At 50.8% G+C, this 20,769-nt stretch carries 18 protein-coding genes, 2 pseudogenes and 1 riboswitch; of the genes and pseudogenes, 10 read left to right on the top strand and 10 right to left on the bottom strand.

The window, feature by feature from the left end; all coding sequences use genetic code 11:
- Window positions 1-749 (top strand): annotated as a pseudogene (locus NNO03_RS20795) (invasin); the annotation flags it as partial.
- Window positions 750-912: 163 nt separating this feature from the next.
- On the opposite strand, the pseudogene NNO03_RS20800 reads toward NNO03_RS20795, so the two are convergent.
- A pseudogene (locus tag NNO03_RS20800) lies at window positions 913-2,004 on the bottom strand (voltage-gated chloride channel family protein); the annotation flags it as partial.
- An 87-nt stretch (window positions 2,005-2,091) separates the two neighbouring features.
- Window positions 2,092-2,153: riboswitch (Fluoride riboswitch) on the bottom strand.
- Between the two features lie 64 nt (window positions 2,154-2,217).
- Between NNO03_RS20800 and NNO03_RS20805 the strand changes: the two are divergent.
- Window positions 2,218-3,060, top strand: a complete 843-nt coding sequence (locus NNO03_RS20805; protein ID WP_271450411.1) for an aminoglycoside phosphotransferase family protein — start codon at window positions 2,218-2,220, stop codon at window positions 3,058-3,060.
- Window positions 3,061-3,181: 121 nt separating this feature from the next.
- Entirely contained in the window at window positions 3,182-4,210 is a 1,029-nt protein-coding gene (locus NNO03_RS20810; protein ID WP_271450412.1) for a HoxN/HupN/NixA family nickel/cobalt transporter, read from the top strand.
- An 85-nt stretch (window positions 4,211-4,295) separates the two neighbouring features.
- Here the strand turns inward: NNO03_RS20810 and rstA are convergent, their stop codons facing one another.
- The gene (gene rstA, locus NNO03_RS20815) at window positions 4,296-5,030 is read right to left on the bottom strand and encodes a two-component system response regulator RstA (RefSeq protein WP_170974323.1); all 735 of its coding nucleotides are present in this window, start codon (window positions 5,028-5,030) and stop codon (window positions 4,296-4,298) included.
- A 126-nt stretch (window positions 5,031-5,156) separates the two neighbouring features.
- Here rstA and NNO03_RS20820 point away from each other — a divergent pair, with 126 nt between their 5' ends.
- Entirely contained in the window at window positions 5,157-5,492 is a 336-nt protein-coding gene (locus NNO03_RS20820) for a GlpM family protein (protein ID WP_005121178.1), read from the top strand.
- Here the strand turns inward: NNO03_RS20820 and folM are convergent.
- The 3 genes from folM to ydgH form a co-directional block, all read right to left on the bottom strand.
- Entirely contained in the window at window positions 5,489-6,211 is a 723-nt protein-coding gene (folM, locus tag NNO03_RS20825; protein ID WP_271450413.1) for a dihydromonapterin reductase, read from the bottom strand. The genes NNO03_RS20820 and folM overlap by 4 nt on opposite strands.
- 37 nt (window positions 6,212-6,248) lie before the next feature.
- Window positions 6,249-7,631, bottom strand: coding sequence for an amino acid permease (locus NNO03_RS20830; RefSeq protein WP_155021031.1), 1,383 nt, complete (start codon window positions 7,629-7,631; stop codon window positions 6,249-6,251).
- A 187-nt stretch (window positions 7,632-7,818) separates the two neighbouring features.
- The gene (gene ydgH / locus NNO03_RS20835) at window positions 7,819-8,763 is read right to left on the bottom strand and encodes a DUF1471 family protein YdgH (RefSeq protein ID WP_005121175.1); all 945 of its coding nucleotides are present in this window, start codon (window positions 8,761-8,763) and stop codon (window positions 7,819-7,821) included.
- Window positions 8,764-9,288: 525 nt separating this feature from the next.
- On the opposite strand from ydgH, the gene pntA reads away from it, so the two are divergent.
- Both pntA and pntB read left to right on the top strand, forming a co-directional pair.
- The gene (gene pntA / locus NNO03_RS20840; RefSeq protein ID WP_137381244.1) at window positions 9,289-10,818 is read left to right on the top strand and encodes a Re/Si-specific NAD(P)(+) transhydrogenase subunit alpha; all 1,530 of its coding nucleotides are present in this window, start codon (window positions 9,289-9,291) and stop codon (window positions 10,816-10,818) included.
- A gap of 10 nt (window positions 10,819-10,828) precedes the next feature.
- On the top strand, window positions 10,829-12,217 hold the full coding sequence (gene pntB / locus NNO03_RS20845) for a Re/Si-specific NAD(P)(+) transhydrogenase subunit beta (protein ID WP_005121173.1): 1,389 nt from the start codon (window positions 10,829-10,831) through the stop codon (window positions 12,215-12,217).
- A 46-nt stretch (window positions 12,218-12,263) separates the two neighbouring features.
- Here pntB and NNO03_RS20850 read toward each other — a convergent pair whose 3' ends face one another.
- On the bottom strand, window positions 12,264-13,115 hold the full coding sequence (locus NNO03_RS20850) for an aldo/keto reductase (RefSeq protein WP_271440548.1): 852 nt from the start codon (window positions 13,113-13,115) through the stop codon (window positions 12,264-12,266).
- A 263-nt stretch (window positions 13,116-13,378) separates the two neighbouring features.
- Here NNO03_RS20850 and NNO03_RS20855 point away from each other — a divergent pair, with 263 nt between their 5' ends.
- Window positions 13,379-14,575: a multidrug effflux MFS transporter gene (locus tag NNO03_RS20855; RefSeq protein ID WP_271450414.1), complete on the top strand. Its 1,197-nt coding sequence runs from the start codon at window positions 13,379-13,381 to the stop codon at window positions 14,573-14,575.
- A 31-nt stretch (window positions 14,576-14,606) separates the two neighbouring features.
- On the opposite strand, the gene NNO03_RS20860 is transcribed toward NNO03_RS20855, so the two are convergent.
- Window positions 14,607-15,641 carry an AI-2E family transporter gene (locus tag NNO03_RS20860; protein WP_271450415.1) on the bottom strand — a complete coding sequence of 345 codons (1,035 nt, stop codon included), beginning with the start codon at window positions 15,639-15,641 and terminating at the stop codon, window positions 14,607-14,609.
- A 408-nt stretch (window positions 15,642-16,049) separates the two neighbouring features.
- Here NNO03_RS20860 and mdtJ point away from each other — a divergent pair, with 408 nt between their 5' ends.
- Window positions 16,050-16,415 carry a multidrug/spermidine efflux SMR transporter subunit MdtJ gene (gene mdtJ / locus NNO03_RS20865; protein WP_271450424.1) on the top strand — a complete coding sequence of 122 codons (366 nt, stop codon included), beginning with the start codon at window positions 16,050-16,052 and terminating at the stop codon, window positions 16,413-16,415.
- Window positions 16,402-16,731: a multidrug/spermidine efflux SMR transporter subunit MdtI gene (gene mdtI, locus NNO03_RS20870; protein WP_040233868.1), complete on the top strand. Its 330-nt coding sequence runs from the start codon at window positions 16,402-16,404 to the stop codon at window positions 16,729-16,731. The genes mdtJ and mdtI overlap by 14 nt, the downstream gene beginning before the upstream one ends.
- 34 nt (window positions 16,732-16,765) lie before the next feature.
- Here mdtI and NNO03_RS20875 read toward each other — a convergent pair whose 3' ends face one another.
- From NNO03_RS20875 to NNO03_RS20885, 3 genes are all read right to left on the bottom strand, one after another.
- Entirely contained in the window at window positions 16,766-17,587 is an 822-nt protein-coding gene (locus tag NNO03_RS20875; protein ID WP_271450416.1) for a serine protease, read from the bottom strand.
- A gap of 270 nt (window positions 17,588-17,857) precedes the next feature.
- Complete coding sequence (asr, locus tag NNO03_RS20880; protein WP_271450425.1) at window positions 17,858-18,253, bottom strand: acid resistance repetitive basic protein Asr; 396 nt, start codon at window positions 18,251-18,253, stop codon at window positions 17,858-17,860.
- A 137-nt stretch (window positions 18,254-18,390) separates the two neighbouring features.
- Window positions 18,391-19,878, bottom strand: coding sequence for a carboxypeptidase M32 (locus tag NNO03_RS20885; RefSeq protein WP_271450417.1), 1,488 nt, complete (start codon window positions 19,876-19,878; stop codon window positions 18,391-18,393).
- Window positions 19,879-20,052: 174 nt separating this feature from the next.
- On the opposite strand from NNO03_RS20885, the gene NNO03_RS20890 reads away from it, so the two are divergent.
- Complete coding sequence (locus tag NNO03_RS20890) at window positions 20,053-20,739, top strand: CPBP family intramembrane glutamic endopeptidase (RefSeq protein WP_271450418.1); 687 nt, start codon at window positions 20,053-20,055, stop codon at window positions 20,737-20,739.
- Window positions 20,740-20,769: the final 30 nt, after the last annotated feature.

Below are 20,769 nucleotides of genomic sequence, written 5' to 3' on the forward strand. Positions count from 1 at the left end.
TGGCAAACGCCACGCTGAAAGCGGGCAGCAGCTGGAAGGATAACGGCGACGGCACCTACATGGCGACGTACACGGCGACGACGGTGGGGACGGACCTGAAGGCGACGCTGCAGCTGAGTGGCTGGGGCAGCCCGTCGTCGTCTGAGACATACGTCATACACGACGCAGCGGCGTTAAAAAATATCTCCGTCAACGGGTATACCTTCGCCAGCAACGCCGGATTCCCGACAACGGGCTTCAAAGGCGCGGAGTTCAGGCTGGAACTGAGTAACGCCAGCGCAACGGATTACGACTGGAAAGCAGATGCCAACTGGGTAGCGGTGACTGACGGGGTGGTGAGCTTTACCGGCACGGGAACTAAAGACAAGGTCACCATCACGGGCACGCCGAAAGGCGGCGGTACGGCAATAACTTACTCGTTCACCCTGAGCAGTTGGTATATCAATGCTGGAGGTAGACTAATGAAATGGCCTGATGCCGCTGCATACTGCTCACAGTCCGGTTACAGTCTGCCAACTGTGCAACAGCTTAATGGCAATGGCGTTGGCATACGAGACGCTCCGGGCGGACTGTGGAGCGAGTGGGGGCGTTTATCGAATTACAATGGCGCGAGTTTCTACAACAGCAACTACTGGTCGTCGGAGCAGGAGAACAGCGACACCCACTACCTCGTCTACCTGGGCACTGGCTACGTCATCAGCAACTACGACAACTACAATAACAGTGTGGTGTGTCGTCAGGGTCTTTAGCGTTTTACCTTTAATTTTTAACCTTTGGTTTTTTATTTTTCAATTGCGTTTATCTTCCCCCGCGCTTACGCGGGGGAAGCCTGAGGAGAATGAATGATGGAGATAAAGGAGAGGCTGGCGCTGAGTGCCCGTCCGGGAAAGCTTACGCTTATCCGGACGGGCATGTTGAAGCGACAGGCGTATTTGCGGCCCCGGCAAAGACAGCGACAAACCCCATACCCGCAAGGAAACTGACAGGTAAATGCAGTAGTGGTGCAAGTGCATTACCCAGTGTGGCCCCAATATAAAAAAGTGGGGTGACTTCTCATCCTTTAAAACCTGTGCCCAGTGAGACCGCGGTAAATACCAGTTTGCCCAGAAAATCCCAGGAGGGGAGCTGTTGCCGGAAAGCATCCACGATCACCGGAATGCCGAGGCCGATATAGCGATCTGCCGCCAAAAAGTACACCGCGACGGCCACGACAAGTCCCCCAATGAACGGCCTAAACGGTGCGTAACGAACGGTTCGCTTCATAACGCTACCAATGGTATGCGTGAGGTTAGCGAAGACCCGCGCGGTAAAACCAAAGCAGCAACCAGCGATAATTACGGCAATCAGTGTCCATGCAGAGAAATCAGGGACCTGAGAGATGGCGTAATGTGTATGTTTTACACCCCACAACAAACCTGTCTGATCGGCGACGATAGCAGCAAAAATACAGGGAATAAGTGCATTGTAATTCATGCGGCCGATCGCCAGCACCTCAAGACCAAAGATTGCACCCGCAAGCGGGGTGCCAAATACGGATGAAAACCCCGCGCTGATGCCCGCCATTAGAACAAGACGCCGGGAGTCAGGTGTCAGTCTAAAAATACGCGTAAACTGATCGGCGATGGATGCACCCATTTGTACTGCCGTTCCTTCACGCCCAACTGAGGCACCAAACAGATGAGAAATCACGGTGCTGATAAAAACCAGCGGCGTCATGCGTAGGCGGATGATGCTGTGAGGATGGTGGATTTCATCAAGAACGAGGTTATTGCCACCCTCAACGGCGCTTCCGTACAACAGATAAATCCATCCTACAATGAAACCGGCGACAGGAAGTAACCAGATAAGCCAATGGTGGTTGACTCGGGTCGTAGTGGCCCAATCAAGAGAAAACAGGAATAATGCAGAAGCTGTGCCGGTTAGTACGGCGATGAGCAAAGCAAGGCCAAGCCATTGCCCGAGTACAGTTATTGAATTATTGAGCAGAAAGTGATTTGAGCGCATTGACGCATCCTCAGATGAGTTATCATCCCGGACACACAGCGCAGCATGGCTAAAAATACGTGCACCTGCTTCTTCCCGGTCCGAGAATATAAAGCAGGCATCATTAGCCACATGGCGGTTCAAGGGGGAATGCCATCCCCTGTGTGCGCTATATTACTATAAGAATCGATTCAGCAAAAGAGCGTAGACTCCTGGCTAACATGAGGGAACACAGTGGGAAAATGCATGTTTCAAACCTGGCTTCGCCACTGGGCGCTCATTCCTGACGGCAATCCGGTTATGACGCGAACGTCAGCGCTATTACCCGTTACCACAATCAAAGAGGGTCGGAAAGCCATGCTTAAGCTCACCGATGATGAAATTGAGCGTACTGGTGGTGAGCTTATGGTGTGGTGGAATGGCAGCGGTGCGGCGCAAGTGATCGCTCATGATCATGGCGCGACCCTGCTAGTACGCGCAACAGGAGCGGATTCGTTATCCGCGATGTCCCGAACGGGGGAGGATGCGCAGGCATGCCGTATTCTTTGCAATACCGCCCGACAACTCCATCGACCAGCCAATGCGTCCACACCGGTATTAACACCGCTGCGGCACTGGTTTCGCCATCTTGCCCCTGCGGCGAAAATTTATGGTGGCGTCATGACGCGCTGTGCAGAGATCGCAAACGAATTGTTCTCTTCTCCTCAGGATGAGGTCGTATTGCATGGTGACTTACACCACGGCAATGTCCTCGATTTTGGCCCGGCAGGCTGGCTGGCAATTGATCCCAAGGGGCTGCTGGGTGAGCGAGGGTTTGATTACGCGAATATATTCACGAATCCTGACCTTGCCGATCCCCGCGTTGCTATCGCGACAGACCCAAATATTTTTAAGCAACGCGTGCAACTTGTCTCTGAGATAGCCGGGATTGAACGACAGCGACTGCTGATGTGGATAGCCGCATGGTGTGGTTTATCTTCTGCATGGTTTCTGGAGGATGGGGAAAATGCGGCGATAACCTTGCGCGTCGCGGAATTAGCGATTGCTGAACTGGACGAAGAGAGCAGGCAACTTTGATCTAAGACACTGGGCTGGTAATTCTTAAACGTTATCATTAGGCTGGTAAACGTTTTATTAATCTATCAGTGTACGGCGGTGATGTTGTGTTGTTTATTACAAAACGAGTGGGCCGGAAATAATGACTTCGTTGTTTTCATTAATAAAAAAACGGCCAAACCTCATATTGCTGGTGGTTTTTCTCATCGGATCAAACATAGTCGCCTGGCTCTGGGCATTCACCGCGTTTAGGCATAATACGTCACTTCTGGCATTGAGCCTGATCGCGTGGTGTTATGGTTTGCGTCATGCAGTCGATGCCGATCATATTGCTGCCATAGATAGTGCGACGCGAAAGCTCATGCAGCAAAAGAAACGCGCACTGACGACGGGGGCATGGTTTTCTCTGGGACACTCCACCATCGTCGTGCTGGCAAGCATGGGTATTGCTCTGACCACCAGCGTGTTTAAGCAGCATATGGTATGGTTTCAGAATATTGGTGGCATTATTGGTACCACCGTTTCTGCCGCATTTCTGCTGATTTTGGCTACCATCAACCTCATCATTTTCTGTCAGGTCTGGAAGGCGTTCCGTCATCTGAAACGCACCGGTATTTATGATCTCTCCACGGAAGATGTCACGGTTTCAGGTCCGCTGAGTTGGCTATTCCGCTCAGCCTTCAGGTTGGTTGGGAAAGACTGGCACATGTATTTTGTTGGTTTCTTATTTGGTCTGGGCTTTGACACTGCGACTGAAATCTCGTTATTGGGCATATCGGCTTCAAGCGCCTCCAACGGGATGTCTGTCTGGTCCATTTTAGTCTTCCCGGCACTGTTTACCTGCGGTATGGCGCTGATTGATTGTCTCGACAGTATACTGATGGTTGAGGCCTACGGTTGGGCATTCAATAAGCCACAACGTAAGCTGTATTACAATATGACCATTACCGGAACCTCAGTGATTGTGGCGCTGTTTATCGGCGGACTGGAGGGGTTGAGCCTGCTGTCTGATGCGTTTTCGTTACAGGGCGGGCTGTGGGACACGGTCAGTAACTTAAGCGACCATATGGGCAACGTCGGGTTTGCCATTATTGGTGTCTTTATTGCGTGTTGGATTATTTCCGCGTTGAACTACCGTTGGAAAAAATATGACGGTCTGACGTTCAGTTGAGGTAGAAAAATCGATACGTAATCAAACGTGACGCTGTCACGTTTGATTACGTTCACGCGATTGTTTACGCGGTTTATCCGGTGGGTTATTTCTGAGGCTCGTCGTCCCAGGCATGCGGAGCGAACAGATAACCTTTGTTGCGTACCGTTTTGATTCGATAGGGTTCAGTCGCGTTATCAAGCAGTTTTTTGCGTAGTCGGGAGATCGCGACATCGACGCTGCGGTCCATACCGTCGTAGCTTACGCCGCGCAGGTTTTTCAGCAAGGCATCGCGATCCATAATCTGCCCCGCATGGGTTGCCAGTTCCCAAAGTAACTCAAAATCCGCTGTAGAGAGGGCGACTTGTTCACCGCCGAGCAGCACAGACCGATTCGTTGGGTCAATGGTTAGTGCGCCAAAACGCAGAGTGGTGTGCGGGGTGATGGTGGCAGCCTGAATCCCTTTAGCCTGGGCTGAATGTTCGTTTTGGCGTAAATGCAGGCGCAGGCGAGCGAGCAGCACCGCCGGTGGTGTGGTTTTCAGGATATAGTCGCAGGCACCCATTTCGAGGGCCAGAATATGGTTCATGTCACTGTCCAGCGAAGTCAGCAGGACAATTGGACCTTGCCAGCGCCCACGTAAATCACGGCAAATAGTCATACCGTCTTTACCTGGAAGCATAATATCTAACAACACCAGATCGGGTTGCACTTGCAGGATTTTCTCTTCGGCCAAATCACCACGAGGTTCGACGATAACCTCAATATCATGCCGGGCCAGATAGGCCGCAATCAGCGAACCTACTTCGGGATCATCTTCAACAAATACGATGGTGTTCATATCATTCATTTTGAATATAAAACGCCAACATACACCGCCATCGTTTTTCCTTCCATTAATCTTTTCTAAACGAGAACGCTTCCGTTATGCTAGGGGCTGATGTTATTGATGTGTTAAGGCAAAACGATGGGGCTCGTAGTCAAAGCGGCGCTGGGTGCGCTGGTAGTGGTGTTGATTGGTTTACTGGCTAAAACAAAGAATTACTATATTGCGGGGTTAATTCCACTGTTCCCAACCTTTGCGCTGATAGCGCACTATATTGTGGCCAGTGAGCGTGGAATAGAGGCATTACGTACAACCATCGTATTCAGCATGTGGTCGATTATTCCCTATTTTGTCTACCTCATTTCACTGTGGTACTTCACCGGTTTTATGCGTCTACCCGTCGCGCTCATTGGCTCGGTAGTGTGCTGGAGCCTGAGCGCGTGGTTGCTGATCTTTTGTTGGATAAAATTGCACTAGCGTAGGTGGCGACCCCCGTCAACGGCAAAGCTGCGGCCGGTGACAAAACAACTGGTAAACAGATAGTCTATTAAATCAATGACTTCTTTTTCGCCGGGTGCTGTTTTCATCAACGACTTATTCAGCGCCTGCTGGCGATATTCTGCATCGTCACCTTCGTTAAACAGGATTAGTGAGGGGGCGATTGCGTTAACTTTCACTTCCGGGGCCAGTTTGCGGGCGAATGAGCGGGTCATATTATCCAGAGCCGCTTTACTGGCAGCATACGCAATATGCTTGTCGCTGCCGCGTTCTACGACGTAATCAGTAAAATGGATAATATCGCTGGCCGCATGCCCATGTCCGCGCAGCAGGCCTTCCAGCGCGTGATTAAGCAGGTAAGGGGTATTTACGTGGATCTGCATCATGCTGGACAGCACGTCAGAAAGCGGCAGCCCCGGTTTTTCGGCAACCCAGGCGCTGGCATTATGCACAATAGCGCGTAAACCTTCGGTACGGGCTTTCACTTCATTGGCAAAAGCGAGGACTCCTTCGTCGGTCGCGAAGTCAGCCTGAATACACAGTGCCCCCGCCTCTTGCAGGCCTTCAATGGCCGGGTAGTGCGTCCGGTAGCTGACGATCACCGGCTGCTTTTGATTCAGAAAATGCCACGCGATGGCGAGACCGATGCGACGGCCCCCTCCGGTGATAAGTATTGGCAAAGCGGGCTTTTTACCCATCGAGTTCTCCATGAGTCGCAAACGATGGGTCAAACATTTAACCCATCAGCATCCAGGTCGCTGGAACAGCTGCTACAAGAAGCAGGCCGATCAAAGCCATTTCCTGGCGTTTTAATACGTTGTCATGCGCGTGAGTTTTGCGGGCATAAAGGAAAACCAGCAACCCCGGAGCATACAGCACCACGGACAACAGCAGGTGCATCGGACCTGACGCGTACAGTAACCATAAGCCATAAATGCATGCACCGACACCAACAGCCTGATGAATTGGACGGGTCGCTATCTTCAGCAAAAATGCGCCGACGAGGAAATAGGGCACCAGAATCATCTCTGAGGCAATAGTCAGCAGCGTATTGTAGTCAGAACCTGTGAGCCAGATCAGCACCAGACAGACCTGTACGCAGATGTTCGTCAGCCACAATGATGCAGATGGCGCACCTTGCGCATTTTGACGCGCAAAAATACGCGGGAATGCTTTGTGAGTGGATGCCAGAAACGGGACTTCCGCCGCCATAATCGTCCAGCTCAAATAGGCACCGCAGACAGAGACTATCAACCCCGCGGCGATAATGATTTCGCCCCATGGCCCCATCATTTTTACCATCAGACCAGCCATTGATGGGTTGCGGATTTCAGCCAGTTCGGGGCGTGCGACCACGCCAAGAGAAAGCAGGGTCACCAACAGATATACGCCAAGCGCGGCAAGTACGGCCAGCAACGTTGCGCGTCCGACATCGCGTTTGTTCCTCGCCCGTGCGGAAACCACGACAGCGCCTTCCACACCGATAAACACCCACAGGGTGATAAGCATGGTGTTTTTAACTTGCTCCCAAACAGGAACACCCAGTTTCACACCGGTAAAGTCGAGGCTAAAGGTGTCGAGCTTAAATAACATGAATGCCAGCACGATAAACAGGCCGAGCGGCAGTAGCTTCGCCAGCGTCGCCACCAGATTAATGCTGGCGGCTGTCTGTACGCCACGTAACACCAGAAAATGCACGATCCACAGCAGTACCGATGCGCCAACAATAGACTGCCATGTATTCCCGTCGCCAAACAAACGCAACGCAGGTGTATCGGTAAAGAAGCTAAGTGCGGAAAAGACGATAACCAGATAGGAAACGTTAGCGATAACGGCACACAGCCAATATCCCCACGCGGAGCAAAAACCGATCAGTTCGCCGAAGCCTTCGCGCGCGTAGGTAAAGATACCACCGTCCAGTTCCGGGCGGATACGTGTCAGGATAAGCATGGCAAACGCGAGCAGCAGGATCCCCGCACCCGTAATCGCCCAACCAATCAATAACGCTGCCGGGCTGGCTACCGCAGCCATATTTTGTGGCAGGCTGAAAACACCAGCGCCAAGCATTGAGCTTAGAACCAGCGCTGTCAGTGCGCTCAGACCCAATTTCTTTTCCATTTGTATCCAGTTACAAAAACGAGAGTGAGAGAATAATTATTTTGGCAAATCGCATAAAAATGGTGAAAGCGACTCAAGGCGCGGGATTTTACGGAGAGAAGACAGCGCATGCAATGGGGACAGGCAGATTTGTGACTAAAAATGCTAAAGGCGACATAAAGCCGCCTTTTATTATTACTATTGTCTGTTACTTATACAGGTCGGCGCTGATGGTCATGTTGTTACCACGCTCCGACCACTGGCGGGTGATGTGGTAGTACTTCGCACCTTTTTTCGCTGCGCGTTTAGCAACCTGGTAAGAGACTTCGGTCATGTTGCCATAGTTACCGGTAAACTTGATGCTGTCGAATGGCACCATCATCGCGGCGGTAGCTTTGTTCAGCTCTTCAACTTTAGTACCGTCAGGCAGGGTGACAGTGTAACGTCCGCCTTTAGTTGATTGAGTTTCGAAGAAACGACCCACTTCGGCACTCGGAGACGCGGTTGTTGCCACGCCAGGAATTTCAACTTTCTTCGCGGCTTCGCCACCGGCTGCTAACGCAGCACGTCCGGCATCAGAATCAGCAGGGATCGCATCAGGGCTTTGAACAACACGTTTTTTCGCATCTTCTTTGTAGATGAATGCGGTAATACGTTGGTTACCACCCTGGTTGGCATCAACCTGGCGTACGATATAGAAAGAGTAAGCCCCTTTTTCTTTCGCCACTTTGGTGATGGCATCATTTACTTCAGGCTGGCTGCGGTAGAAACCCTGAACCGTAACGGTATCGAAAGGTTCAATCAGAACGGCCTGGTCTTTCGGTAATTCCATAACGCCGTTGATGACGCGATTTTTGGTGACTTCTGCTTTTTCAGCATCGGCTTTATAGATATCGGCGACGACGCGCCAGTTACCGCCACTGCCAAAATCTGAGGTATCAACAACATAAAAGGAGGCTGCACCGTCTTTATCTGCACGACGGGATACGGCGTCTACCGCATCACCAATAGCATTAAAACGACCGGTAACCACAATGCGGTCATAGGGTTTCAGGGCAGCCGCTTGCTCCGGCGTCAATTCTGTCGCTGCATTTACAGAAAAAGCAGTCGCAGAAAGAAGAGCGGACGCCAGGAGAGTGTTCTTAAGCTTCATAAAAATAATCCTTCGCCTTGCGCAAACCAGGTACTGGTATTGTTATTGACTAGAAACGTGGCTGATTATTGCATTTAAATTGTGTCAGTGTCTGCGTGATTTTTCACTCATCGTGCCACCCATGCTAACAACATCGATAACATTTAGTGATATGTCTAAAAATTCGGCGTTTGGCGGCTAAAACTGATAAAGCAGTTGAATTTCATAAGTTAATTTAATGTTAATCAATTGTTCTAAGGTGGCGCTTAATCATGTTTTGCCGCTTCGCTTGAGCGAATTATCAGCCTTTGTGGGCTATTTAAAGGGCATTATCCCTGCTTGCGAGTGAATTCATTCCTGTTTTGCAAATTTCATAATAAATACTGTTTTTTGGCGCTAGATCACAGGCGTCATTTTCAGTAGGTTATACAGAGTTTGTTACTGTTTTATTTTATTGAGGTAACACTGAGCTCTCTCGGGAGTGTGCGCATGCCTCTTGCGAACATTGATAAACCATCATCAAAAATACAGATGGAAGGGAACATTATGCGAATTGGCATACCAAAAGAACGGTTAACCAATGAAACCCGTGTTGCAGCCACACCGAAAACGGTTGAGCAGCTGCTGAAGCTGGGTTTTAGCGTCGCGGTTGAAAGCGGCGCAGGTCAACTGGCTAGTTTTGACGATAAGGCGTTTGTGCAAGCAGGCGCAGAAATTGTTGACGGGAATGCTGTCTGGCAGTCAGAGATTATCCTGAAGGTCAATGCGCCAGAAGCGTTTGAGATTCCGTTGCTTAATCCGGGTACCACGCTGGTGAGTTTTCTCTGGCCTGCGCAGAACCCTGAGCTACTGCAAAAACTCGCTGAGCGAAATGTAACAGTCATGGCGATGGATTCCGTGCCGCGTATTTCGCGTGCGCAGTCACTGGATGCCTTAAGCTCGATGGCTAACATTGCCGGGTATCGTGCAATTGTAGAAGCTGCACATGAGTTCGGACGGTTCTTTACCGGGCAAATTACCGCGGCGGGTAAAGTTCCACCTGCCAAGGTGATGGTGATCGGTGCTGGTGTGGCGGGATTGGCCGCTATCGGTGCGGCAAACAGCCTCGGGGCGATTGTTCGCGCCTTTGACACACGCCCGGAAGTAAAAGAACAAGTTCAGAGTATGGGCGCTGAGTTCCTCGAACTGGACTTTAAAGAAGAAGCGGGCAGCGGCGATGGCTACGCCAAAGTGATGTCCGAAGCGTTTATTAAAGCGGAGATGGAGCTGTTCGCCGCTCAGGCAAAAGACGTCGACATCATCGTTACCACCGCGCTGATCCCAGGGAAACCTGCGCCGAAACTGATCACGCGAGAGATGGTTGATTCGATGAAGTCCGGCAGCGTGATTGTCGATCTCGCCGCGCAAAATGGGGGTAACTGCGAGTATACCGTTGCCAATCAGGTGACCACCACCGAGAACGGCGTCAAGGTCATTGGCTATACCGATTTGCCGGGTCGTTTACCGACTCAGTCTTCGCAATTGTATGGCACCAACCTTGTCAACCTGCTGAAACTGTTGTGCAAAGAGAAAGACGGCAACATCACCGTTGATTTTGACGATGTGGTGGTGCGCGGTGTGACAGTGGTTCGCGATGGTGAAATTACGTGGCCTGCACCACCCATCCAGGTTTCTGCTCAGCCACAAGCGGCACCTAAAGCTGCGCCTGCACCACAGGAAGAGAAAAAACCTGCATCCCCATGGCGCAAATATGCGCTGATGGCGCTGGTGGTGATTCTGTTTGGCTGGCTAGCCGATGTCGCGCCAAAAGAGTTCCTCGGACACTTTACGGTGTTCGCACTTTCCTGCGTGGTGGGTTACTACGTGGTGTGGAATGTCTCGCATGCGTTGCATACCCCGCTGATGTCCGTGACGAACGCTATCTCCGGAATCATCGTCGTGGGGGCATTATTACAAATTGGCCAGGGCGGCTGGGTGAGTTTCCTGAGTTTTATCGCGGTGCTTATTGCCAGCATTAATATTTTCGGTGGCTTCACCGTGACTCAGCGCATGCTGAAAATGTTCCGGAAAAACTAAGGGGTAACATATGTCTGGAGGATTAGTTACAGCTGCATACATTGTTGCCGCAATCCTGTTTATTTTTAGTCTGGCGGGGCTTTCCAAACACGAAACGTCTCAACAGGGTAACAACTACGGCATCGCCGGGATGGCGATTGCGCTGATTGCCACGATTTTTGGCCCGGATACCGGCAACGTCGCCTGGATTCTGGTCGCAATGATCATCGGTGGTGCAATTGGTATTCGTCTGGCGAAAAGAGTCGAGATGACCGAGATGCCGGAGCTGGTGGCGATTCTGCACAGCTTCGTCGGTCTGGCAGCGGTACTGGTTGGTTTTAACAGCTATCTGTATCACGATACCGGTCTGGAACCGATCCTGGTGAACATTCACCTGACTGAAGTGTTCCTCGGTATCTTTATCGGTGCAGTAACTTTCACCGGTTCTATCGTGGCGTTTGGTAAACTGCGCGGCAAGATCTCATCTAAGCCGCTGATGCTGCCGAATCGCCATAAGTTGAACCTGGCGGCGCTGGTGGTTTCTTTCCTGCTGCTGGTCGTGTTTGTTCGTACCGAGAGCGTGGGCCTGCAGGTCCTGGCGCTGCTGGTGATGACCATTATCGCACTGGCGTTTGGCTGGCACCTGGTCGCATCCATCGGTGGGGCCGATATGCCGGTCGTCGTCTCTATGCTGAACTCCTATTCAGGATGGGCGGCGGCAGCGGCAGGCTTTATGCTGAGCAACGATCTGCTGATTGTTACGGGTGCGCTAGTCGGTTCCTCGGGTGCGATTCTGTCTTACATTATGTGTAAGGCAATGAACCGTTCTTTCATCAGCGTTATTGCAGGGGGATTTGGCACAGACGGCTCCTCAACTGGTGATACCGAAGAAGCAGGCGAACATCGCGAGATCAATGCCGAAGATACCGCTGAAATGCTGAAAAATTCGCATTCCGTGATTATCACCCCAGGCTACGGTATGGCGGTGGCGCAGGCGCAGTATCCGGTGGCGGAAATTACTGAGAAACTGCGCGCCCGTGGTATCAAAGTTCGCTTTGGTATTCACCCGGTAGCAGGGCGCTTGCCTGGTCATATGAACGTGCTGCTGGCGGAAGCCAAAGTGCCGTATGACATCGTGTTGGAAATGGATGAGATCAACGATGATTTCGCCGACACCGATACCGTGCTGGTTATTGGCGCGAATGATACGGTAAACCCGGCAGCGCAAGACGATCCGCGCAGCCCGATTGCCGGAATGCCCGTACTGGAAGTGTGGAAAGCGCAGAATGTTATCGTGTTCAAACGCTCAATGAACACCGGTTATGCAGGCGTGCAGAACCCGCTGTTCTTTAAAGAAAACACCCATATGCTGTTTGGCGATGCCAAAGCCAGCGTGGATGCAATTCTAAAAGCGTTGTAATGCGTGCCTAAAAGTAAAACGGCCTCTGCGGAGGCCGTTTTTTTTGTTAAACATCCAGTTTACGCTGGGTAATCCATTCCACACGAGCCGGATCGCGATGCGAGAAAAATGCACTGATCCCGGCGTCCATGGCGGCGATTTGCGTCATTTCTTCAGCCGTTAAGGTAAAATCCAGTATCTGAATATTCTCTGTCATACGCGCTTTACGCACGGTTTTCGCCAGAGAAATAATTCCGCGTTGATAAATCCAACGCAGCACCACCTGGCCGACGCTTTTCCCATACTTCTCACCAATCGCGGCCAGTGTCGGATTTTGAAACAGGTCATTACGCCCCTCGGCGAACGGCGCCCAGGCTTGTGGTTGAATATTGCGGCTCTGCATCCAGGCTACGGCATGCGGTTGCTGGTGGAAGGGATTCACCTCTATCTGATTCACCGCCGGGATGATGCGGTTGAAGGCCATCAAATCTGCCAGGCGGTCCGGGTGGAAATTGCTGACGCCAATCGCGCGAATTTTCCCTTCCTCGTAGAGTTCCTCCATTGCACGCCAGGCACCGTGCACGTCGCCATAGGGCTGGTGGATTAAATACAGGTCAAGGTAATCAAGCTGAAGACGCTGTAACGAACGCGCAAACTGAGCTTTTGCGCCAGCGTAGCTGGTATCTTGTAACCACAGCTTGGTTGTAATGAAGAGTTCATCGCGGGGTACGCCGCTTTGTTTCAGCGCATTGCCGACCTGAGTTTCATTCAGATAGGAGGCGGCGGTATCGATCAGGCGATATCCCGTTTCGATGGCATCCCGCACGGCTTGCTCACACTCGTTTGCTTCGGTCATTTGGTATACGCCAAAACCGAGCAGAGGCATCTCAACACCGTTATTTAAGACAGTTGTATTCATGGAACGCTCCTGAACATCATTTTTTGCATTGGCAGCAGATTAGCAAAAATCTGTTCACACCATTAGTCGGTCAAATCGGCATAGACTTATGAGCTAAATTCATTTTTAGCAGGATTATATGCGAAGTTTGTCACATATGCCTGGTGCGAAAAGGGCGTTATTCATGATTGATACTCATAAACTTATGCTTCTTTCGCTATCTAATCACTGCCATTCGCCCCGTATATACTGCCACCTGACTTTTCCCAAGATAACAGGACGCTATGCGTACACGTGAACAGCGCTCACCGGTTGCGACGGCAAGCCACACCGGTCTCTCTTTTATTCTTATCCTCAGCGCCTTGATGGCCTTTACTTCACTTTCAACCGATATCTATCTCCCGGCAATGCCGACCATGGCAGGGGATTTAAACGGTAATGTGGAGCTTACTGTTACCGGTTTTTTGGTGGGGTTTGCTATTGCCCAGCTGATCTGGGGACCGATCAGCGATCATCTGGGCAGGCGTACGCCGCTGTTTATCGGCATGGTGCTGTTTATCATCGGTTCGGCGGGGTGTGCGTTGTCTACAGATATCACGCAAATTGTTTTCTGGCGGGTCTTTCAGGCGCTGGGGGCCTGTACCGGACCGATGCTGGCGCGTGCCATGATTCGTGATCTCTTTGCTCGTACTCGTGCGGCGCAAATGTTGTCAACCCTGGTACTGGTTATGGCGATTGCCCCCATCGCAGGGCCATTGATTGGCGGGCAAATTATTCGACTGAGCACCTGGCACTCTATTTTTTGGTTACTGGTGGTCATTGGCGTGCTGATGTTTATTTCGTTGCTGTGGTTGCCGGAAACACTTCCTGAAGAAAGACGCGTAAAAGCCTCACTGGCAGGCGCATTTCGTCATTACCGCGCGCTATTAACCAATGGCCGATTTATGCGCTACACCCTGAGTCTGACCTTTTATTACGTGGGTGCGTATGCGTTTATTACCGGTTCGCCATTTGTTTACATTCGCTATTACCATGTCGACCCACAGCATTACGGCTGGTTATTTGCGTTAAATATTGTCGGCGTTATGGCGATGAGTGCGGTCAATCGCCGGCTGGTGCAACGGCATGCGTTAGAACAGTTACTGAAGTACGCGACGATGTTAGCGGCACTGGCTGCTGTTGCATTGGCACTGCTGGTTAAGCTGGAAATAGGGGGGGTTATTGCCATTATCATCACTGTGTTTCTGTTGTTTTCGATGAATGGGATCATTGCAGCAACGTCGACGGCCGCCGCGCTGGATGCGGCCCCCAATATCGCCGGTTCAGCTTCGGCGTTGATTGGTTCATTACAGTATGGCAGTGGCATCATCTCGTCTTTACTGCTGGCGAGATTGAGTGACGGCACCCCCTGGACTATGGCATGGATTATTGCGCTATTCACACTGATGAGCGCCGCACTGGTATTCCGTGTCAAACAGTAGTTGAACAGCCCCGCGATAGCGGGGCATACATTTATTCTTTGTTAAGATCGCTCAGCAGGACGGCAATACTTTGACCACCATTTGTTTGCTCAAGGGCAATTTTTACGATGATGGTCAGCGGTACTGAAAGCAGCATTCCAACGGGGCCGAGCAGCCAGCCCCAAAAAATCAGCGACAGGAATACCACCAGCGTAGAAAGTCCCAACCCGCGCCCCATGATGCGGGGTTCCAGGATATTGCCGAATACCAGGTTAATCACAAGATAACCTGCCAGCACGAGCAGCGCATCGTAAAAACCACTGAATACCAGGACCTGAGCAATAGGAGGAATCGCAGCCAGCACCGAACCGATGTTAGGAATATAGTTCAGGGCAAAGGCCAGCAGTCCCCAGACAAACGCGAAGCGAACATCCAGTGCGGCAAGCATGCCCCAGGCGACCAGGCCGGTGACGATACTGATGGCGGTTTTTAGCACCAGATAGTGTGAAACACTGTCGATAGCGCGTTGGATCGCGGCCATTCCTTCAAGAGGGCGGCTCATCATTTGTTTGAGTTTGCCGGGGAGTTGCGGTACTTCCAGCAGCATAAAAACCACGGTCAGCAGCAGTAGAAATATCGAGGACATCGCATTAGAGAGTTGCGTCAATAAATTGGTGACCAGCGTCATTGCAGCGTTCGGGTCAACATATTTCACCAACTCGTCGACGGAAACCCCGATCCCCGCACGTTGTAGCCACGGTTCGATATTTTTCAGTGGGATAACCAGGGACGAACGATATTGCGGCAGTGTCCGTGCCAGCTCATTTAAGGATGTACCTAAATAAGCCAGAAGCAGCACCATTAGCATGACAATAATAACAACCAGCAATGACACGGCGAATACACGCGGTATACGGAGCCTAACCATGCGCTGTACTACGGGATTGAGCACGACGGCGATAAATAACGCCAGAATAAACGGTACGATGATATCGGCGGCAAATCGGATACCGGTTAAAATGATAACCAACATGCCGAGCATAATAACTATTTTTAGGCCGTTAAGCGTGATGATCGGTTTTGCCATGTGAATCCCTGAGTTTTTTATCAATATAATAATGTGATCTGCCTCGAGCCGTTATAACAAAAATCAAACGAGTCGGGTAAAGAAGTGAAAAGATTTTGAGTTCGCATTGAACCTATGATACAAATCATCTGTGTTTAACTACCGAGGACAATTATCATCCGCGATGATGAGAAGCAACACTGCGGATAATTGTAATATTATGGACAATACGTTCAGGATGTTTTTGCGTTTACCTACACTTCTTCGTACCTCTTCCACTTTCTTGCTTGCGGGTGAGCAACACTGGCGCAACGCGCTTTAGTCCCTTCTTCTGCCTGAGCTGGCGTTATGCGCTGAGCTATCTGATTCTATTTTTTGGTTTACTGCATGCAGTAGGCCCAAAGGACTATATTCTCAAGCAGGAGAAGCATCATGTTTTACTGGATATTATTAGGTCTGGCCATTGCGGCTGAAATTACCGGTACGCTGTCAATGAAATGGGCAAGTGTAGGCCATGGTAATGCGGGCTTTATTTTAATGCTGGTAATGATCGCCTTATCGTATATTTTTCTCAGTTTTGCCGTTAAAAAAATCGCACTTGGTGTGGCCTATGCCTTATGGGAAGGTATCGGAATTTTATTTATTACGCTGTTTAGCGTGCTGTTATTCGACGAAACCTTGTCAACGATGAAAGTTGCTGGACTGGTCTCGCTGGTGTTAGGCATTGTGTTGATTAAATCGGGTACACGCAAGCCGGCAAAAGCGAGGAGGGAGGTGACCCATGCAGCAGTTTGAGTGGGTTCACGGCGCCTGGCTTGGAATGGCTATCGTTCTTGAAATCGTTGCTAACGTCTTCTTAAAATTTTCCGATGGTTTCCGCCGTAAGGCTTATGGCGTGTTGTCGCTGGTGGCGGTGTTAGCGGCCTTTAGTGCGCTGTCCCAGGCGGTAAAAGGGATCGACCTTTCTGTCGCCTACGCGCTGTGGGGAGGATTCGGGATCGCCGCAACGTTAGCCGCAGGATGGGTGCTTTTTGGTCAGCGTCTGAATAACAAAGGCTGGATTGGCGTCGCTTTGCTTCTGGCCGGAATGATAATGATCAAACTTGCCTAATCTACGTGCTGCCCGCAAACGTGGGCAGCATGTGTTATCCCTTCGCCAGTGCTTCGAGTTTATCGCGAAAACCCGTCACGGAAATGGCGCGATTATCTGCCCGCCAGCGATCTTTTGCTGCTGGAGCGGAGCTTTGCACACCAATCAATTGCCAGCCTGAATCTGTCTTTAACATCAATGGGGAGCCGCTGTCGCCAGGGAGCGTATCGCACTGATGCGACAAGACGGTATTTTGCGCCCAGCCAGTTACCACGCAATCCTGATGCGTGTACAGGTCATCCAGGTGATCTTCCGGATACCCCGACTGAGTCACTTTACGGTCAGCCGCTTTTAGCGCAGCGGTTAACGCGGCTTTATCACCGTCAAATAACGGTAGCGGCGTGATCCCGGAAGGGGGATAACGTAGCACCACCAGGCCAAAATCCCACGGGGCCGCAGAAGGTGGGACAATCCAGCCGTCACCATCTGCTTTTAAACGCTTGCCGAGAGAGGGATCAACCCGTCCTTCAATGCCGTGGATTTCATAGCGCCAGATACCCTTTTTCGACACAAAACGTAGCGCGACGGCTTTATCCGGCTTGCCTTTTGGTGGGGTGAGTAAGCAGTGCCCGGCAGTCAGGGCCAGGTGAGGTGAAATGAGCGTAGCCGTGCACAGGTTACCGCTGGCGGTTTCCAGTTGCCCGATAGCGTCCCACGGTGATTGCGTCGGGTCAGTCACCCTCACACGATCGTCATGACCAAAAAACAGCGTTTTTATGTTATCGGCTTCAGCAACGGTCGTTGCAGGCTGCTCCGCATGTGCAACGACAGGAAATAGACAAATTGAACCCAGTAATACCGCAATGGTTTTATGCATATCACACTCTGGTGGGGAATTATGATTATTAACAGCAAACCCTCAGTTAATACTATAGACGGGACGGCGGGAAAGTGGGAGTAAAATCAGATAACTACACTCAGGAAAGATAAAAATGCATGGCGATAAGAGCGCAAATTATCAGGGTAATAAGAATGAACTCAAAGCGGTAATGTGACACCATTTTACCCTCCGAAAGGCGGCGCTAAATCAGAGTGATTTAGCGCCGTATGCTATGGCATGGGGGACGCCATGGTTACTACAGATGTTTTATGCAGCCGGTTGAGCAGCTGGTTTAGCGGTTTCGTGTTTTACTGCTTTTTTGGTGTGTTTTTTAGCGGCCTGAGCTTTCTGCTCTGCGGCTGGTTTGGTTGCAGCTGGTTTAGTTGCTGCTTTTTTGGTGTGTTTTTTGGCAGCCTGAGCTTTCTGCTCTGGCGCTTTTTGTTCTACAGCCGGTTTAGCTGCGGATTTTTTAGCGTGCTTTTTGGCAGCCTGTGCTTTCTGCGGCGCTGCTTTGTGTTGTTTTTTATGATGAGTGGTTTTTGCCGGTGCGGCTTTCGTGGTCGCAGCAGCAGTCGGAGCGGTAGTAGCAGTTGTTTCAGCAGCAAATGCAGCAGAAGACAGACCCATAGCAGCGGCAACAACCAGAGCTAATACTTTTTTCATTCTCATACCCTCGATTTGGTTTTTCATTCAACCCCACTGCGGGGCCGTTGAAATAACTATATCGCTGTAATCTCTGGGCTTCCGTGAGTCATTGGTTTCGGCGTGTAACCGTTTGTACAATGACTCACGGTCTACGATTACAGATAGCGGGCTTCCAGATGGGCGCGGAAATAGCGGCTGCTCAGCGGCTCTCCGGTTGCCTGAGTAATGAGCTGCTCGGTCGTGAAACGGCTGCCATGTTGCCAGATATTCTGGCGCAACCAGTCAAACAAGGCGCTAAAGTCTCCTTGCGCAATGGCGTGGTTTAAGTCTGGCAATGCACGGTTAGCCGCACTGAAAAGCTGCGCTGCATACATCGCCCCCAATGTGTACGAAGGGAAATAACCAAAACCGCCATCGGTCCAGTGGATATCCTGCATACAGCCGTTACGATAGTTCCCGATCGTAGACAGCCCTAACCAGGCCTGCATTTTTTCATTCCACAAGGCAGGAATATCATCGACCTCAATGTCGCCGTTAATCAACGCGCGCTCGATTTCATAACGCAGGATCACGTGAGCCGGATAGCTAACCTCGTCAGCGTCAACGCGGATAAAGCCCGGTTTAACCTGCTGGTTCCAGGCGATGAAATTGCTTTCCTCAAAGGCGGGTTGATCGCCGAAATGTCGGGTTACTGCGGGAATTAACCGTTTCAGAAACGCCGGGCTGCGGCCTAATTGCATTTCAAAGAACAGGCTCTGAGATTCATGGATGGCGGTTGATCGCGCCAGGGCAATAGGTTGCCCTGACCAGTTTTGAGGTAGATTTTGCTCATAACGCGCATGACCTGTCTCATGAATGACGCCAAATAACGCGCTGAGCAGTTCGTTTTCATCATAGCGGGTGGTAATCCGAACATCTTGTGGTACGCCGCCACAGAACGGATGCGCACTAATGTCCAGGCGTCCCGCGGTAAAATCAAAACCCAACTGCGCCATGGTTTCAAGACCCAGTTCACGCTGAACTGCAGTCGGGAAGGGGCCAACCGGGGCGATAAGCGATAGTTGTGATTGTTTGGCCACCACTTTATTGAGCAATTCGGGTAGCCAGCTTTTGATGTCGGCAAAGAGAATATCCAGCCGGGCGCTGGTCATCTCTGGTTCAAAGACATCCAGCAATGCGTCGTAAGGCGAGCATCCTTTCGCTTCTGCACGCAGTCGGGCTTCTTCGCGGCTGTACTTAACCACTTCTTTCAGGTTTTCAGCAAACCCTTCCCAGTCATTGGCCGGGCGTTGGCTGCGCCAGGCATGTTCGCAACGACTGCCCGCCAGTGATTTCGCTTCTACCAGTGATTCGGGTAGCAAGGACGCTTGATGGTGTAGCCGTGACATTTCGCGCAGATTGGCCTGCTCGACATCGTTCAGGTCTTCCTGCTGTGCGGCGGCGATCCACTTTGCCACATTGGCATCGGTTAACAGTTGATGTTCAAGCACGCTCAGTTCAGCCAGTGCTTCACCCCGGGCTTTGCTGCCGCCAGGCGGCATCATGGTAAACATGTCCCAACTGGCGATAGCCGAGAGGTGGGAAAAGCGAGAGAGGCGCTGGAACGTGCGGCTGAGCTGATGGTAATTATCATTGTTACTCATTTTTTGTTCTCGTTCTGTTGGACCAGATTCCAGAGTCTAACGCGATTTCGCAAATTAACCCATTCATCGTAGGTGATGGGAATTTTGGTAGCTTGTAAATGATAATGATACTTTTTATCATAATTGTGCATTGTTCAGATAACGAGAACATTTCATTTTATCCAAGGAGCAGGTGTGCAACAGGAAGTCAGTAACGAATATATCGCAAGGACAAAAGCGGTGGCTGGTTGTTTCTCTATGTTTTTGTTGATGTTCGGCCTCACATTTTCCCCATTATTTTTCCCTGCCAGTCAAGACCTGCTCGCCAAAGGATTACTTTTTCCGCTGCTGTTTACACTGGAATTTGTCGTCCTGGTGCCGTTGTATTATGTTTTCTTTAGAAAAAGAGACGGTCTAGGGAAAGGAACATTCAACGCCCGGTGGTTTGCCATATTGTTTGTTGCGCTGCTAATTGTACAGCTAGTCCTGCCCTGGGTATTGGGGATCAGAAAGACCGAAGAGTGGGTGACAAGCCAGGTCTCACTGAACAGCTACGCGCTTTGGTTATCCAGCGTAACGCTGATATTTATCGCACCCGTGTATGAAGAAATCATCTTCAGGGGCTGCCTGTTCAATGCTTTTCAGTACTGGTTCAATAATAAAACAGGACTGTCGTCAGTGGTGGTGTCGGCCATTTTCGCCGTGATGCATACCCAGTATGTGGATCTGAGAACGTTATTGATGTTGTTTATCGTGTCTCAGGTTTTGATCCTGGCGAGGCTGAAAAGTAACGGTTTACTGATGCCGATTATGCTACATATTTTGATGAACGGTACGGTAATTGCTCTGCAAATTAGCGCCCAGACGTTTATGTTATCGTGAGCTGTTTATGATGCCCGTTTTTCGGGCATC

Source organism: Citrobacter sp. Igbk 16 (genome assembly GCF_028069755.1).
In the GTDB taxonomy this organism is placed as follows: domain Bacteria; phylum Pseudomonadota; class Gammaproteobacteria; order Enterobacterales; family Enterobacteriaceae; genus Citrobacter.